The sequence below is a fragment of the Pedobacter terrae genome, assembly GCF_036946585.1.
GTDB classification, from domain to species: Bacteria; Bacteroidota; Bacteroidia; order Sphingobacteriales; family Sphingobacteriaceae; genus Pedobacter; species Pedobacter terrae_C.
On the sequence record NZ_JAQIIV010000005.1, the window covers coordinates 210,718 to 226,054 of the forward strand.

Consider the following 15,337-nt stretch of genomic DNA (forward strand, 5'->3'; position numbering starts at 1 on the left):
ATTTTGCAAGGGCGTGTAACTACTCGCCCTTGTATTTTGCACCTTATTTTTGAGCAGCAGGGTCGTAAATGGCTACTGCTACCCGACTATCTGCACAACCGTAATATAAAAACCATTTCTTTTTGAAAAAAACCAATCCTTCTATAAAGACCGTACCAGAGGGGTATTGTCCACTTTTTTCGAAAGGCGCAGTAGGCACAAAAAAAGGTTGATCGAGCCGTGCAATCACTTTTGAAGGGTTTTTGAGATCAAATAACACCTGCCCAGCCGAATAGGTGTTGGCTACATAATTAACATCTCTTTCGGCGTCGCCTCTATTTTTGCCATTATATAAAACTAGAATACCTTTATCTGTAACAACGGCCGGCGGACCGCATTCGGTAAGGTCGCTATCAAAATATTTTTTCCGCGGTTTCACAATTAAATCCAAGTCGCCTGCCGTATTTAAAGCCGGTTCCCAATTGATGAGATCAACAGAGGTGGCAATATTCATGAAACGTTCGCCCCAGTACATCATGTACTTACCGTTTATTTTGGCAATGATCTGTTTACCGTTTTCTAACCTCGTCACAATTGAGCCAGATTTACATTTGAGATCCTTAAATTTACCATTATAAGCTTTACTAAATGCGGGGCCATGTTTGGTCCAGTGTTTTAAATCTTTGGAAGTGGCTACAGCTAGTCGGAAGATATTTCGGTTCCATTGTGTATAGAACATGACGTATAAACCCTCTGCCGTAACGGCAATGCGAGGATCTTCACACCCCCCTGGCCATTCGTTTGCTTTTTGCTCATCTTCATCTGGATAGAGTACTGGTTCCGGATTACGCTTCATTTTAATGCCATCACTGCTTTCAGCAATCCCTATTCGGGAAGTACGCATACCTATCCCAGTGCCAGAGCGATCTTCACTGCGATATAACACATAAATCTTACTTTTATATACAGCCGCAGCGGGATTAAAGACATCGCTGGCCTCCCAGGCTATTTTCTTCTTGAGTATGGGATCCATAAAAACACTTTCTGTGTTTGGCGAAATAATGGGATTAACATTTTCTGGTCGTAAAAATGGCCCAAGTGCCCATTCTGGGAGTTTATCCTGGGCATTTGCCGCAAAGGCTAGCAGAAGAAAAACGACAAAAAGATATAGGCGAAAAATGGCTCTGTTCATGAAACTAAAATACTAATTAATATGCTTAGCTGGTGATAGTATAATTACCCAAAATTAAATCAATCAGATTAAAATGGCTGTTCAATCTTTTGTTTAAATGGTTCATTTTAATGGAAAATTTTAGTTCAAATTATTCAAGTTTAACGATATTATAAACACAAACAGTTTTCGGTTATAGTTAAAATTGATATATTTGAATTGATTAATCAATTTTACCTATATGACATTAGTTCAGCTTGAATATATTGTTGCCGTAGATACCTATAGAAGTTTCGTAACTGCTGCTGAAAAATGTTTTGTAACCCAGCCTACCTTAAGTATGCAGGTGCAAAAATTAGAGGAATTGATTAGTGTTAAAATTTTCGATAGGAGCAAACAGCCTGTTAGTCCTACAGAAATTGGTGCGCAGATTATTGCCCAGGCCAGAATTATCTTACAGGAAAGCGGAAAAATTAAAGAGCTGATCAGCAGTCAGCAGCAAGATGTAATGGGCGAACTGAAAATCGGGGTAATCCCTACCATTGCGCCATATTTATTGCCAGAGGTGATTTCGGCTATGCTGGATAAGTACCCTGAATTAAGACTTCTAATCTGGGAGTATACCACTGAAGATATTATTCATCATCTAAAAACCGGCGTACTGGATTGCGGTATTTTGGCTACACCACTTACTGATCCAAACATTACCGAAACGCCGTTATACTATGAAAACTTTGTCAGTTATATCAGCAAAAACAGCAAACTGTACAAAAAGAAAGCGCTTGATGCCGAAGACCTGAACGAAGAAAATATTTGGCTCTTAAATGAAGGTCATTGCATGCGTAATCAGGTATTGAACATTTGTCGTTCGACCAAAAATAACAGGTTACAGGGACTTGAGTATAATACAGGCAGCGTTGAAACCCTGGTGCGTATGGTCGATTTAAATGGGGGCGCAACGCTGTTACCCGAACTGGCTATATCAGAACTAAATGCGAAGCAAACCAATAAGGTACGTCATTTCAAATCACCTGAACCTGTGCGCGAGATTAGTTTGGTAACCCATAAAAACTTTATTAAAAAGCGAATGCTTAATGCTTTGAAAGAGGAGATTTTGGCAATTATTCCAAAGGCAATGAAGCAGAAAAAGAAAAAAGATGTGGTTGGGATTTAACTTCTTGCGAAGTTTAAAGGGATAGAGTGTAGTAAAAATTTAGCAAGTTTTTAATACGATCGTCATTGCGAGAAGGCTTTTCAGCCGACGAAGCAATCTTTCCCGTTAATGATCCCTGCTATAAAGATTGCTTCGTCGTTCATCCTCGCAATGACGACTCTTTATATTATAGGATTTCTGGAATTGATTTATTTCGCAACCTCTCTACCCTCACCCACATGATCTGCCAGCGTATAACCTTTTGCAGCAGGATTTTTATCTTCTAAAAAGATCAGAATGATTAATTAAAAATACTATTGATTTTGTTTTTCTACCGGTGGTGCAGATAGCAACCCTTTGATGTCACTCTCCACTTCTTCCTCTTCGCCCTTTTTCTTTTTCTTGTTCTTAGATTTTAATCCCTTGCCACTTAAACGTTCCTCAATAATTTTATCATATTCGGTTTGTTGCTCCGGCCTTAAAACGTTGCGGATATTTTTTGAGGTTTCGTTCTGAAGTTTGTAAAATTTATCTACATCCTCCTCACGCGAGTTACCTGTCTGTTGTCTTTTAATTAAATCAGCTTGTTCTTTAGCCTGGTTATACGTATAACTATAAATGACACTTTTTTGCGTACCATTCAATTTTAACCGTTTCTCCAGATCATCTACATTCTTTTGGGCAATTTCTGCCGGGGTAGGTACTTTATTCTGTTGTGCATGCACCAGTATATTTACGCCAACAACCATTAAAAATAAAATGACAAGCCTTTTCATTCTGAATATTTTATATGCGAAGTTACTTAATTATCTTAAAACAAGAAAGTCCCGATCTGCACCGGGACTTTTCTTAAATTTTTATAGAATGTAAGCTTATAAAGCTTTTTTGTAAAGTTCAGCAACTGCATCCCAGTTGATTACATTCCAGATTGCCGCTAAATAATCAGGGCGTTTGTTTTGATACTTTAAATAATAAGCATGTTCCCAAACATCGATACCCAAAATTGGTGTTCCTTTTACTTCAGCAACATCCATTAAAGGATTATCCTGGTTTGGCGTTGAAGAAACCTGAAGTTTTTTATCAGCACCTACCGATAACCAAGCCCAGCCTGAACCAAAACGGGTAGCGCCAGCTTCTTGTAACTTCGTTTTAAGATCAGCAAATGAACCAAATGTTTCATTAATTGCTTTAGCTAAATCGCCAGTCGGCTCACCACCTTTGTTCGGGCCTAAAATGTTCCAGAATAATGAGTGATTATAGTGTCCACCACCATTATTTCTAACAGCCGCAGGGTATTTTGAAATGTTTTTTACAATTTCTTCGATGCTTGAATTTGCCTCCGGCTTACCTTCTAATGCTTTGTTTAAGTTGGTAACGTATGCCTGGTGGTGTTTATCATGGTGAATTTCCATGGTAGTTTTATCAATATGCGGTTCTAATGCATCGGTTGCGTAATGTAACGCAGGTAATTCAAAAGCCATAATGTTTATGTTTAAAGATTTAAAAATGTTTCTTGTAGCAAATATAACATTACAACGTTAAGATTTGTTCATGTTATTATCATCAAATGGTTTTGTGGGTATTGGCATTGATTAAAAATTATAATAATCACCAAGATATTAGTCATTTACATAGTGCAAAAAAAGGTTGGCCTACGTCATCTATTTGATCATCTATATGACCCGCTGACCATTAACTATCAACTATTGACCATTAATTAATTATAGAAATGGGAAGCTATCTTTTCTTCGCAAAAAAATCCTTCATCAATGTGCCGCATTCTTTTGCCATTATACCACCTTTAAGCTCAGTTTTTGGGTGAAGCAGGTTTGCATTTTTGGAAATAAATCCTCTTTTCTCTTCTCGGGCACCATACACAATGCGGCCAATCTGCGTCCAATAACTTGCGCCCGCACACATTACACAAGGTTCAATGGTTACATATAAAGTACAATCTCTTAAATATTTTCCTCCAATAGTTTGTGCAGCTGAAGTGAAAGCCTGCATTTCGGCATGTGCGGTTACATCATTAAAGCGTTCGGTTAAGTTATAACCACGGCCAATAATCCTGTTTTTGCTTACTACGATAGCACCTATCGGAATTTCATTTTCATTTAAGGCTTTTTTTGCTTCTTCCAAAGCTAATTTCATATAATGAATATCTTCTTCTTCAGGATCGGTATTTTCGAAATTGTAAAAACTCATGTTGTAAATATAGCTTAATAATGACCAAAAAACTTCCGAAGTTTTGGTGGCCATGGCGCGGTAACTTCTGAAGTCTAAGCTGAAACTTTAGTTGGGTTTTGGAGCGTAATGTTACTGCTAACCGGTTGCTTCAGCCCTGCTTTTCGTTTCAGGTACGCACTCGTGCCTCGCTTGCGGTCTTTCCACTTCAATCAGGGCTATTGAACAAAAGCCTGTGCTAATGGTGAACAAATAGAGAACAAACTTCCGAAGTTTCCAAGAGCAAATGTCTGGTAAAACTTCAGGGTCTAAAAGCATTATATCAGTTTACTTCCGTTCGGCACTTTACGCTCTACCGTAGTTAATACGATATCGCCATTTTCATCTGCAAAACCGGTAACTAAAAATTCGGACATAAATTTTCCGATCTGCTTTTTGGGGAAGTTAACCACTGCAACAATCTGTTTTCCGGGTAATTCTTCCAACGTATAATGTTTTGTAATCTGCGCACTGCTCATTTTAATGCCAAGTTCGCCAAAATCTACTTTTACTTTGTATGCAGGTCTTCGCGCTTCCGGGAATTCGAAAGCCTCTAAAATGGTCCCAACTCTTAATTCTACTTTTTCAAAATCGCCCCAGGTAATCTGTTCCATAAATAATCTAATGTATTAACGGCAAAACTATAAATTATTAAATTATTCGCCATTGCGAACCTCAAGAAAAATAATTTCTATTCAAACGGTTGCATTTATTCAACTGATTTTATAAAAAATTTGCGTTTTATATTTTTCCCACTATCTTTATGCAACCGTTTGCATAACCAGATATTAAATTAATATGAAAGCATGTATTTACTAGGGATAGATTTAGGTACCTCATCCATAAAAGTTGCCATAGTTGATGCAACTACTCAAAAAAAACTAGCCACCGTTCAATATCCTGAAGAAGAAACCGCCATTAAATCTTTACGGTCAGGCTGGGCAGAACAATCACCAGATGATTGGTGGGAGAATATTCAACAGGCCATCCTCAAATTAAATTCGACAGGTTTTTTTGATCCAAAAGAAATTAAAGCCATTGGTATTGCATACCAAATGCATGGATTGGTTGTGGTAGATCAAAATCAGCAGGCGCTCCGCGATAGTATCATCTGGTGCGATAGCAGAGCAGTTGAACTGGGAAATGGTGCTTTTGAGGCAATTGGTCAAGAAAAATCCTTAACACATTTATTAAACTCTCCCGGCAACTTTACGGCATCGAAACTGGCCTGGGTAAAAACCAATGAGCCGGAGATCTATAACCGCATCGATAAAATTATGCTCCCTGGCGATTTTATCGCCATGAAATTAACCGGAGAAATCACAACAAGTATTTCCGCCCTATCTGAAGGAATTTTTTGGGATTTTGAAAACCACGAAATTTCTAAAGATGTAATGGATTATTATGGTATTTCGTGCAGCCTCATCCCAACCGTAAAACCCCTGTTTTCTGAACATGGTTATCTAAAAACCGATATTGCAAATGCATTAAATTTAACTGCCGGTATCCCGGTAGCTTATAAATCTGGCGATCAGCCAAATAATGCACTTTCGCTAAACGTGTTAAAACCTGGGGAAGTTGCCGCTACAGCGGGAACATCGGGGGTAATTTATGGTGTAAGCGATGAACTTACTTACGATCAACAATCAAGAGTGAACACCTTTGCGCACGTAACCTACTCAGAAGAAAAAAAGCACACCGGGGTTCTGCTCTGTATTAATGGTACGGGAAGTATGTACCGTTGGGCAAAACATAATTTTGCACCACAGTCTACCTATGCTGAACTCAATATCCAGGCCTCAAAAGCACCAATAGGCAGTAATGGTTTAAAAGTACTTCCATTCGGCAACGGCGCAGAAAGGATGTTGAACAACCAATACACTGGCGCAGCGTTATTGGGTATTGACTTAAACCTGCACAATCAATCAGATATATTCAGGGCGGTACAGGAGGGTATTGCGTTTTCTTTCCGTTATGGATTGGATATTATGCGCGAAAATGGCATGCAGCCTAAAGTGATCCGCGCTGGAAAGGCCAATCTATTTTTAAGTGATGTATTTGCACAAACTTTTGTAGATGTTACGGGCATTCCGGTAGAACTTTACGAAAACGACGGCAGTGTAGGCGCAGCCTTAGGGGCAGGTATTGGTGCCAGCATTTTTAAAAGTGCAGAAGAAGCTTTTAGCAACCACGAGGTAATCAAAACCTTAACACCACAACATTCAGCTGTATATGAGCCAATCTATCAGGATTGGAAAAAAATATTAGAGAAAGAATTAGCAAAATAAATTTGACTCATGGTTTAATGGTTCATAGATCAGTTAGCTGTTAGCTATCGACCAAAGACCAGGGACTAATAGACCATGAGCCATCAACCAAAAATAAAAAAACAAAAAACATGACAAAAGTAGTAACCGGAGCAACGGAATTTTTCAAAGGCATTGGGCAAATCAAATTTGAAGGGCTGGAAAGCGATAATCCATTAGCATTTAGATGGTATGACGCCAACAAAGTAGTAGCGGGCAAAACCATGAGCGAGCATTTTAAGTTTGCTTGTGCTTACTGGCATTCATTTAATGGTAATGGTGCCGATCCGTTTGGAGGCGCAACACACGTTTTTCCGTGGGATGAGAAAAAAGATGCAGTAGAGCGTGCAAAAGATAAAATGGATGCTGCTTTTGAATTTATCACCAAAATGCAGATCCCATATTATTGTTTCCATGACGTGGATGTGGTAGATTATGGCGATGACGTTGCCGAAAACGAGCGCAGATTACAGGCCCTTGTTGAGTATGCGAAACAAAAACAAGCCGATAGCGGTGTAAAACTGTTATGGGGAACAGCCAATTTATTCAGCCACAAGCGTTACATGAATGGTGCATCCACCAATCCGGATTTTCATGTACTGGCACATGGCGCTGCCCAGGTTAAAGCAGCTCTAGATGCAACCATTGCCCTTGGTGGTGAGAATTATGTTTTCTGGGGTGGAAGAGAAGGCTATATGAGCTTACTAAACACCAATATGAAGCGTGAACAGGAACACTTGGCAAAATTCTTACATACTGCTAAAGATTATGCACGCAAACAAGGGTTCAAAGGAACATTCTTTATTGAACCGAAACCATGTGAGCCTTCTAAACACCAATACGATTACGATGCCGCGACAGTAAAAGGCTTTTTACAAGAATACGATCTATTGACTGACTTCAAATTAAATTTAGAAGTAAACCATGCCACACTTGCCGGTCATACTTTTCAGCATGAGTTACAAGTTGCAGTAGATAATGGCTTGTTAGGTTCTATTGATGCAAACCGTGGTGATTACCAAAATGGCTGGGATACGGATCAGTTCCCGAATGATATTAACGAATTAACAGAAGCCATGTTGATCATTTTAGAAGGTGGCGGCTTACAAGGTGGCGGTGTAAACTTCGATGCGAAAATACGCCGTAACTCTACTGATCAGAAAGACTTATTCTATGCTCATGTAGGTGGCATGGACATCTTCGCACGGGCATTAATTACTGCAGATGCCATTCTTCAAAAATCTGATTATAAAAAGGTAAGAGCTGATCGCTATGCCTCATTTGATAGCGGAAAGGGTGCCGAATTTGAACAAGGGAAATTAAGTTTAGAAGACTTAAGAAATTACGCCGCAGAAAATGGCGAACCAGAGGTACGCAGCGGAAGACAGGAATATCTTGAAAACCTCATTAACCGATATATCTAAATTTATCTCTATAAAAATATATTACCCGCGGTTCGTGCCTGCACAGACCGCGGTTGTATTTAAACTAAGCAAACTTAAAATATCTCTACTCCAGCCGGGTACGCACGCTATTGCGAATGCTAATCAAATTACCCATCTTAGCCTAATAATCTTTATTTTGAGGAAGTTCAAAATTAATAAACGTCATTTTAACATTTTTTAATTTAAAAAAAGCGGAGATTAATTTATGATTTTGCTACATTTAGATTTCTAAACCAAATAACTTAAATGAAAGTCACAGATTACATTATTTTTTTAGCCTACTTTGCCATTGTTGCAATTTATGGTTTTTGGATTTACCATCGTAAAAAGCAGAAGCAGATGAGCAGCAAGGATTATTTTCTTGCAGAAGGTTCACTCACCTGGTGGGCAATTGGTACATCTTTAATTGCCTCGAACATCAGTGCCGAGCAATTTGTAGCCATGAGCGGCGATGGATTTAAAATGGGATTAGCCATTTCCACCTATGAGTGGATGGCAGCTGCAACATTGGTTATTGTAGCCACATTCTTTATTCCCGTATATCTTAAAAATAAGATCTACACCATGCCACAATTTTTAAGTCAGCGTTATAATGGTACCGTAGCCATGATCATGGCTGTGTTTTGGTTGTTATTGTATGTGGTGGTAAACTTAACTTCTATCCTATACCTGGGTGCACTCGCTGTGAGCAGTATTTCGGGTATCGGCTTTTGGTATTGTATGATCGGTCTTGCCATTTTTTCTGTAATTATTGCATTGGGCGGTATGAAAGTAATTGGTTACACGGATGTAATCCAGGTAGCGTTTTTAATTTTCGGCGGTTTAGCAACTACTTATTTGGCCCTTAATTTAGTAAGTGATCATTTTGGTGGCCATGGCGTATTAGATGGTTTATCGTTTTTAAGAGAAAAGGCACCAGATCATTTCCACATGATCTTTAAGAAAGATAGTGCCAATTACGCCTCATTACCAGGTATGACGGTATTGCTTGGTGGTATGTGGATTGTAAACTTAAACTATTGGGGCTGTAACCAATACATCACCCAGCGTGCTTTAGGTGCTGATTTGAAAACAGCACGAGCAGGTATCTTATTTGCTGCCTTTTTAAAGCTTTTAATGCCGTTGATCGTAGTATTACCAGGTATCGCAGTATATATGTTGTATACAGAAAAAACAGGTATTGATGTAAATTCAATGATGCCGGGTGGAGAACTTCGTCCGGATAGGGCTTATCCTACTTTATTGAATATTCTACCTACAGGACTTAAAGGTTTATCTTTTGCGGCTTTAACCGCAGCAATTGTTGCTTCACTGGCGGGTAAAATCAATAGTATCTCTACCATTTTCACCCTGGATATTTTTAAGAAACACATTAATGTTGAAGCTAGTGAGAAAAAGCTGGTAGGCACCGGACGCGTAGTTGTAATTGTTGCAATGGCCATCGCAATCGCCATTTCGCCTTTCTTAGGAATCGATAAAAAGGGTGGTTTCGAATTTATTCAGGAATATACAGGTTTTGTAAGTCCTGGTATTTTTGCCATGTTTATTTTAGGTTTCTTTTGGAAAAAAACTACTTCAAATGCAGCTTTATTTGCAACTATAGGTGGTTTTGGTTTATCGGTATTGTTAAAATTCTTGCCAGGAATGATGGATTTATCTTTCCTTCACAATTTTGGATTCTCGGTAGCCAATGCAGATGGCGTTTATGAAATACCTTTCCTGGATAGAATGGGAATTGTATTTGTAGTTTGTATAATCGTGATGTTTGCCATCAGTATGTTCGAAAATAGCAAAGGCGATAAATCTAATGGTTTAGAGGTAGATTCGAGCATGTTCAAAGTACATCCTTCGTTTGCCGTTGGATCACTGATTGTGTTCGGAATTTTAGTTGCCCTTTACTCTACTTTCTGGTAAGATTAAAAAACCAATAATATCCAAAGGCTTGCGATGAAAATTGCGAGCCTTTTTTGTTGGTCCGCTACCGTTCCCATGAAGAGAACTGAACAATCCCTATACTTTACGCTTAGCTCAACGGAGGGGCCAGGTATAGATAGAGTAAAAACACTCCATTTAACAAACCTACTTTTATTAATTTATTTTAGGGTCTTTCCTACAAAAATAAGATGCTGACCACGTAGTAGCTACAAGACAATTGAAAATACTACCTCTACTTGTAAAATAAATTCAGCGTGACGAGACGCCTAGCCTAGATGCTTTAAATCATATTTGCTGAAAACATTAATCGGACTCAGGTTACTGGCTTACGTACTGTTTATAAAGAGAGAGCTGGTCAATCCATAGAGATGCTATGCTTAACTCTACGGACAGAAATAGGCAGACACAAACCGAGGCCATTCAGTTGCGCTAACCCTACGAACAGTAAAGGCAGGGAATTATTGTGCGCAAGGTCCGTCGGGGATCTCCTTGCTTATTTTAATCACCTTAGTAACCACCAGGGTAGAATCGAAATCGGCCGCGACGGTAGCAGTATCCGTTTTCGTAAAATAACCTTCTAACTCCACATATACTGGTTCATAAGGCTTTTCGAAGCCTAAATTGCTATATGATAACTCTAATTTTTTCACACTATCCGTAACCCAAAATTCGCGGGTATCTTCACACAATGTAATTGATTTCATTTCAGGGCCAAATGTGTATAAACCCTTTACAACTTTAAGATTGTTCTTTTCTCCCTCGGCTTTATCATTCCTGTTACAAGCTGTAGCAGCTACGCCAAGGAGCACAACGAGTACAATTGCTTGCTTAAATAACTTCATTTTATATAGTTTGATTAATTTGATCTATCTTTTTAACGCTTAAATTGGATGACAAAGCAGATGCCAAAAATGAGAAGATACTTACCGTAACAAAAACTAAAACAAAATCTTTCCATTTTAGTGCAATCGGATAAGAACTTACGAGTGTTTTGTTTACTTCATCACCCATTTTAATCAACCCATAGGTATGTTGAAAATAATAAAATATAATCCCTATGATTAGTCCCAATACACAGCCAGACATGGTGATCATCATACCCTCAAATAAAAATATACGCTTGATCAATTTCTTCCCTGCGCCTAAACTGCTTAAAATAGCAACATCTTTTACCTTATCGATTACTAACATGGTTAATGACCCTATTATATTAAATATAGCAATAATCAGGATAAAAGTAAGGATAATATATACTGCCCATTTTTCGGTATTTAAAATATGATAGAGTGACTTATTTTGCTCGGCCTGATTTCTGACTTCATAATCTTTACCGGCCTTTTCGATTATTTCGTTTTTAAAATCGTCTACATCAACACCAGGCTGTAGATTAATCTCGATAGCAGACACATTTTTTTCTTCTCCAAGTAGCTCACGGGCAAAATCTAGCGGAACGATAATGCCATTGTCGAAATCTTGCTGCACCTCAAAAACACCACTTACCCTAATATTCTTTACGACAAAATCATCGGCCGGATTTATTGTATTTACCGCGATATCTTTCTTTGGAGAATAAATTTCAAGTTCGGTAAAAGGATCAACCGTATTAACAGCCAGATAACTTTGTAAGGCCGACCCGATTACTGCATTATCACCGCTCTTATTATGCAGTATGAAACGACCTTCTTTAATAGTACTGTCTAATTTGGCGTTCTTCAAATAATCTAAACTTACGCCTTTAACCATCCCAACAGCTTGCTTGTTATTGTATTTTAACAAAGCATTTTCCTGCAACACTTCGGTAAAAGCAGCAACATCTTTATTTTTTTTTAACTGGTTAAAATAGCTGGTATTCGGATCAAAGGTTTTGCCCCTTGTTGGTGTGATCGCGATTTGTGGGGTAATGGTATCGAACATATTTAACACCACTGTTTCTAAACCGTTAAATACCGAAAGGATAATTATTAAAGCTGCGCTTCCTACCATTACACCTACCATTGATATGCCCGAAATCAGGTTAATGGCATTGGTTGATTTTTTGGCAAAAAGATACCTCTTGGCAATGTAAAACGATGTATTCACAGCAGTAAATATAGTTAAAATGTAAGATGGCTTTGATTTAAGATGGAAAATATAAGATGGAACACTACCATCATACCTTTTACATCATCCATCTTACCTTAAAAAAACGGGTTATGTAGTTTTTCAAAACCAATGCTTGTTGCTGGTCCATGGCCAGGATAAACTTTGGTTTCATCAGGTAAGACAAAAAGCTTATCGGAAATGTTTTGGATTAATTGCTGGTGGTTGCCACCCGGCAGATCCGTACGCCCTATACTGCCGTAAAAAAGCACGTCGCCACCTATTAAAATATGATCAGCCGCACTGTAAAAACAAAGGTGTGCCGGCGAATGTCCGGGAGCAAAAATCAAGTCCAGTTTGCTGTTGCCGAAAGAAATACTTCCTGTTTCAGGCAAAAAAGTATCTGGCAAAGGAGATATTTCATACCGGGTAAAGCCCATCGATGGTGCATAACCGGGCACGGCATTTAAAATTGGTAACTCACCTTCATGAAACTGTGGTTTTAAATCATAGGTTTCGGACACAAATTTATTACCGAAAACATGATCAAGATGGCAATGCGTATTGAGCAATAAAACAGGCGTTAAATCTTCCTGTTTGATGAAAGCTGCTAATTCATTTTGCTCAAACCCCTCGTACATGCCCGGATCTATAATGGCACATGCTTTAGTTTCATCATAAAGCACATAGGTATTTTCGCTGTACGCGTTAAATGTGAAAGTTTTTACTGTAATCATAAGTCTTTAAAAAAAGCCTGTTCAAATAAACAGAACAATAAATTAATTTTTCCACCTGAAAGTAGAAATTAAGGTGTCGATATCTTTTTTAATAAACTTAACAACAGGTTCAATAGAATCGTATTGTGGACGTTCATTAAAATACAAAGCACCTCTGAAATAATGTTTGGCACTGTCAGTTAGGAAAAACTGAACAGAAGAGGCCGTATTCCCCTCAATGGCGTAGTAGATGCCATAAACTTTACGGTTAGGGTAATTGATCATTTTTTGATCAATCGCACTTGCCTTTATGGTATGTTTGAAAGCAAGTTTGCGTGCATCCTCTACCATTTCATCATACTCTCTCTTACCAGAAATATCATAATAAGTTAAATGCAAGAAGCCATTAAACTGTTTAAAATGCAAATTGTACCAGTTTTTTTGGGCATCGCGACTTTGATCTTTCTCTACCGTCGAGTAAGTAGGGTATCTAAAAGTAAAGGGAACTGCTTCGGTAAATGTTTTATAATCTTTTTTAGGGAATACAATCCTGAAATAAGCCTTTGGTTTCGGACTATAATCGTGATCCTGGCAAGCTGTTATAAACAATAGCAGTAAAAATGGAACACAGATCAGTAGTTTTAATTTCATGGCATTTCATCGAAGATTTTTTCCGTAATAGCCAGGAGCAGGCTATTATCGCTTCTCAAAATTACGAGAAGTTTATCATTATTTATTCCAGACTGACCAAGCTTTTTCAGCTTGTTTGTACAGCATTTCCAAACCATTTTTTATCGTTGCACCCTGTTCAGCAGCTTTGGCTAAAAATGCAGTCTCTAGCGGATTGTATACTAAATCGTAAGCCAGATGCCCAGGTCCCAGTAAATTGTATTCAATTTCAGGAAAAGTATCGATATTTGGCGCCATTCCCAAAGGGGTGGTATTGATTAATAATTGATGTGACGACAAAATTTGTGGTGTAATTTCCGAATATAGAATAGCATTGGGAGCAGGAGTTCTTACCACCACCTGATATTGGATATCCAACTTCTCTAAAACATATTTTACTGCCTTTGCAGCGCCACCATCTCCAAGAACGAGTGCTTTGGTGTGTTGTGGTCCCAACATTGGCTTCAGTGATTCTTCAAAGCCGTATGCATCGGTATTATAACCTTTCAAATAGGTTTCACCTTCAAAGTTTTTGATTGAAATACAATTTACGGCACCGATTTTTTCTGCAGCCTCATCTACCTCATTTAAATAGCACAGCACGTTAACTTTATGCGGAATGGTTACATTAAGGCCACATAGTGATGGATTCTCAACAAGCAGATCAGCCAGCGATTTAATATCTGCGATAGGGAAAAGCTCATATTGATGATTGATAATACCTTCATTTTGAAATTTTTCCGTGAAGTATTTTTTCGAAAAAGAGTGAGAAAGTGGATAACCGATTAAACCGTATGTTTTCATATTGATATAACAAGTAAACCTTACAGGTTTAAAAACTGTAAGGTTTATATTAACTATACGCCCCGCAATGACGGATTTTGTCTTTATTTTACCTGGTTCAGGAAATAGTCGAAAGTATCTCCACGTAACCCTAAACGAATGGTTTCTAAAGGAATTACTTCTGCCGGAGCAATATTACCCAGGTTTACATTACTACCAATCAACTTAATAAACCAAACCTGCTGTTCTTTTTGCGGAGCTTCCCATATAATGGTTTCTTCAGGAATCTGCGTTAAAATTTCATCAACCAGCCCTTCCCTCACTTCACCGCTTCCACGGTAAATACCCACGTTGCCGCCTTCGCGTGCTTCGGCAATTACCTTCCATGAACCCGCATCAATTTCGGCTTTCATTAATTTAATCCACTTATACGGTGCAAATATTTTAGCGGCATCTTTACTGCCAACTTCAGAAATTACAGTGACCTGCTTGGAAAGTTCGCTTATATAAGCACATTTTTTGTCATGTTCAATTTCGATAGAACCATCAGATACTTCTGCATATTCCATTCCATATTGATCTAAAACACGCTGGTAATCTGAAAACTGGTTACGGATAATAAAAGCCTCAAATAAGGTTCCACCGAAATAGGTAGGAATACCTGCACTTTTATATAAAGCTAATTTTTCCTTGAGGTTTGGTGTTACATGCGATGTTGCCCAACCTAATTTTACGATATCTGTATGTATGCCGGCAACTTCAATAAAATCTTCAACCTGGCGTAGGCTTAATCCCTTATCCATAACCATTGTTAAGCCCTTTTGGCGTGGTTTAGTTGGACGTTCGGGAACGTTTAATAATGGATAATTCATATGCGT

15 protein-coding genes are annotated in these 15,337 nt (G+C 38.3%); 4 read left to right on the forward strand and 11 right to left on the reverse strand.

Translation table 11 applies throughout. The features are described from left to right. Nucleotides 1-43: 43 nt before the first annotated feature. Nucleotides 44-1,171 carry a glycoside hydrolase family 130 protein gene (locus tag PGN18_RS09965; RefSeq protein ID WP_335319343.1) on the reverse strand — a complete coding sequence of 376 codons (1,128 nt, stop codon included), beginning with the start codon at nt 1,169-1,171 and terminating at the stop codon, nt 44-46. A gap of 220 nt (nt 1,172-1,391) precedes the next feature. Here PGN18_RS09965 and PGN18_RS09970 point away from each other — a divergent pair, with 220 nt between their 5' ends. Next, the gene (locus tag PGN18_RS09970; protein WP_335319344.1) at nt 1,392-2,324 is read left to right on the forward strand and encodes a hydrogen peroxide-inducible genes activator; all 933 of its coding nucleotides are present in this window, start codon (nt 1,392-1,394) and stop codon (nt 2,322-2,324) included. Nucleotides 2,325-2,617: 293 nt separating this feature from the next. Here PGN18_RS09970 and PGN18_RS09975 read toward each other — a convergent pair whose 3' ends face one another. From PGN18_RS09975 to PGN18_RS09990, 4 genes are all read right to left on the reverse strand, one after another. Beyond that, nucleotides 2,618-3,079, reverse strand: a complete 462-nt coding sequence (locus PGN18_RS09975; protein WP_335319345.1) for a hypothetical protein — start codon at nt 3,077-3,079, stop codon at nt 2,618-2,620. Nucleotides 3,080-3,175: 96 nt separating this feature from the next. After that, on the reverse strand, nt 3,176-3,784 hold the full coding sequence (locus PGN18_RS09980; RefSeq protein WP_335319346.1) for a superoxide dismutase: 609 nt from the start codon (nt 3,782-3,784) through the stop codon (nt 3,176-3,178). 256 nt (nt 3,785-4,040) lie between these two features. Continuing rightward, entirely contained in the window at nt 4,041-4,508 is a 468-nt protein-coding gene (locus PGN18_RS09985; protein WP_335319347.1) for a nucleoside deaminase, read from the reverse strand. Between the two features lie 296 nt (nt 4,509-4,804). Continuing rightward, nucleotides 4,805-5,140, reverse strand: coding sequence for a tRNA-binding protein (locus PGN18_RS09990; RefSeq protein WP_335319348.1), 336 nt, complete (start codon nt 5,138-5,140; stop codon nt 4,805-4,807). 192 nt (nt 5,141-5,332) lie between these two features. Here PGN18_RS09990 and PGN18_RS09995 point away from each other — a divergent pair, with 192 nt between their 5' ends. The 3 genes from PGN18_RS09995 (at nt 5,333) to PGN18_RS10005 (ending at nt 10,191) form a co-directional block, all read left to right on the forward strand. Further along, nucleotides 5,333-6,814: a xylulokinase gene (locus PGN18_RS09995; protein WP_335319349.1), complete on the forward strand. Its 1,482-nt coding sequence runs from the start codon at nt 5,333-5,335 to the stop codon at nt 6,812-6,814. A 110-nt stretch (nt 6,815-6,924) separates the two neighbouring features. Then, nucleotides 6,925-8,256, forward strand: coding sequence for a xylose isomerase (gene xylA / locus PGN18_RS10000; RefSeq protein WP_335319350.1), 1,332 nt, complete (start codon nt 6,925-6,927; stop codon nt 8,254-8,256). A 267-nt stretch (nt 8,257-8,523) separates the two neighbouring features. Then, nucleotides 8,524-10,191 carry a sodium/sugar symporter gene (locus tag PGN18_RS10005; RefSeq protein ID WP_293784247.1) on the forward strand — a complete coding sequence of 556 codons (1,668 nt, stop codon included), beginning with the start codon at nt 8,524-8,526 and terminating at the stop codon, nt 10,189-10,191. Nucleotides 10,192-10,670: 479 nt separating this feature from the next. Here the strand turns inward: PGN18_RS10005 and PGN18_RS10010 are convergent, their stop codons facing one another. The 6 genes from PGN18_RS10010 to PGN18_RS10035 form a co-directional block, all read right to left on the reverse strand. Next, nucleotides 10,671-11,054: a hypothetical protein gene (locus PGN18_RS10010; protein WP_335319351.1), complete on the reverse strand. Its 384-nt coding sequence runs from the start codon at nt 11,052-11,054 to the stop codon at nt 10,671-10,673. Nucleotide 11,055: 1 nt separating this feature from the next. Continuing rightward, a complete protein-coding gene (locus PGN18_RS10015) occupies nt 11,056-12,291 on the reverse strand; it encodes an ABC transporter permease (protein ID WP_335319352.1) in 1,236 nt (411 codons plus the stop codon). Between the two features lie 98 nt (nt 12,292-12,389). Next, nucleotides 12,390-13,028 (reverse strand): MBL fold metallo-hydrolase, encoded by a 639-nt coding sequence (locus PGN18_RS10020; protein WP_335319353.1) that lies wholly within the window; start codon nt 13,026-13,028, stop codon nt 12,390-12,392. A gap of 42 nt (nt 13,029-13,070) precedes the next feature. Then, nucleotides 13,071-13,658, reverse strand: a complete 588-nt coding sequence (gene gldD / locus PGN18_RS10025; RefSeq protein WP_335319354.1) for a gliding motility lipoprotein GldD — start codon at nt 13,656-13,658, stop codon at nt 13,071-13,073. Nucleotides 13,659-13,736: 78 nt separating this feature from the next. Then, complete coding sequence (locus PGN18_RS10030; protein WP_335319355.1) at nt 13,737-14,480, reverse strand: shikimate dehydrogenase family protein; 744 nt, start codon at nt 14,478-14,480, stop codon at nt 13,737-13,739. A gap of 83 nt (nt 14,481-14,563) precedes the next feature. Beyond that, nucleotides 14,564-15,331: a phosphosulfolactate synthase gene (locus PGN18_RS10035; protein WP_335319356.1), complete on the reverse strand. Its 768-nt coding sequence runs from the start codon at nt 15,329-15,331 to the stop codon at nt 14,564-14,566. Nucleotides 15,332-15,337 lie beyond the last annotated feature (6 nt).

Excerpts from the sequence above, each read along its gene's own strand:
- PGN18_RS09985 (WP_335319347.1), bottom strand. The coding sequence starts at position 4,508 with ATGAGTTTTTACAATTTCGAAAATACCGATCCTGAAGAAGAAGATATT.
- gldD (WP_335319354.1), bottom strand. The coding sequence starts at position 13,658 with ATGAAATTAAAACTACTGATCTGTGTTCCATTTTTACTGCTATTGTTT.
- PGN18_RS09990 (WP_335319348.1), bottom strand. The coding sequence starts at position 5,140 with ATGGAACAGATTACCTGGGGCGATTTTGAAAAAGTAGAATTAAGAGTT.
- PGN18_RS09995 (WP_335319349.1), top strand. The coding sequence starts at position 5,333 with ATGTATTTACTAGGGATAGATTTAGGTACCTCATCCATAAAAGTTGCC.
- PGN18_RS09975 (WP_335319345.1), bottom strand. The coding sequence starts at position 3,079 with ATGAAAAGGCTTGTCATTTTATTTTTAATGGTTGTTGGCGTAAATATA.
- PGN18_RS09965 (WP_335319343.1), bottom strand. The coding sequence starts at position 1,171 with ATGAACAGAGCCATTTTTCGCCTATATCTTTTTGTCGTTTTTCTTCTG.
- PGN18_RS09970 (WP_335319344.1), top strand. The coding sequence starts at position 1,392 with ATGACATTAGTTCAGCTTGAATATATTGTTGCCGTAGATACCTATAGA.
- PGN18_RS10020 (WP_335319353.1), bottom strand. The coding sequence starts at position 13,028 with ATGATTACAGTAAAAACTTTCACATTTAACGCGTACAGCGAAAATACC.
- PGN18_RS10035 (WP_335319356.1), bottom strand. The coding sequence starts at position 15,331 with ATGAATTATCCATTATTAAACGTTCCCGAACGTCCAACTAAACCACGC.
- PGN18_RS09980 (WP_335319346.1), bottom strand. The coding sequence starts at position 3,784 with ATGGCTTTTGAATTACCTGCGTTACATTACGCAACCGATGCATTAGAA.
- PGN18_RS10030 (WP_335319355.1), bottom strand. The coding sequence starts at position 14,480 with ATGAAAACATACGGTTTAATCGGTTATCCACTTTCTCACTCTTTTTCG.
- PGN18_RS10005 (WP_293784247.1), top strand. The coding sequence starts at position 8,524 with ATGAAAGTCACAGATTACATTATTTTTTTAGCCTACTTTGCCATTGTT.
- xylA (WP_335319350.1), top strand. The coding sequence starts at position 6,925 with ATGACAAAAGTAGTAACCGGAGCAACGGAATTTTTCAAAGGCATTGGG.
- PGN18_RS10010 (WP_335319351.1), bottom strand. The coding sequence starts at position 11,054 with ATGAAGTTATTTAAGCAAGCAATTGTACTCGTTGTGCTCCTTGGCGTA.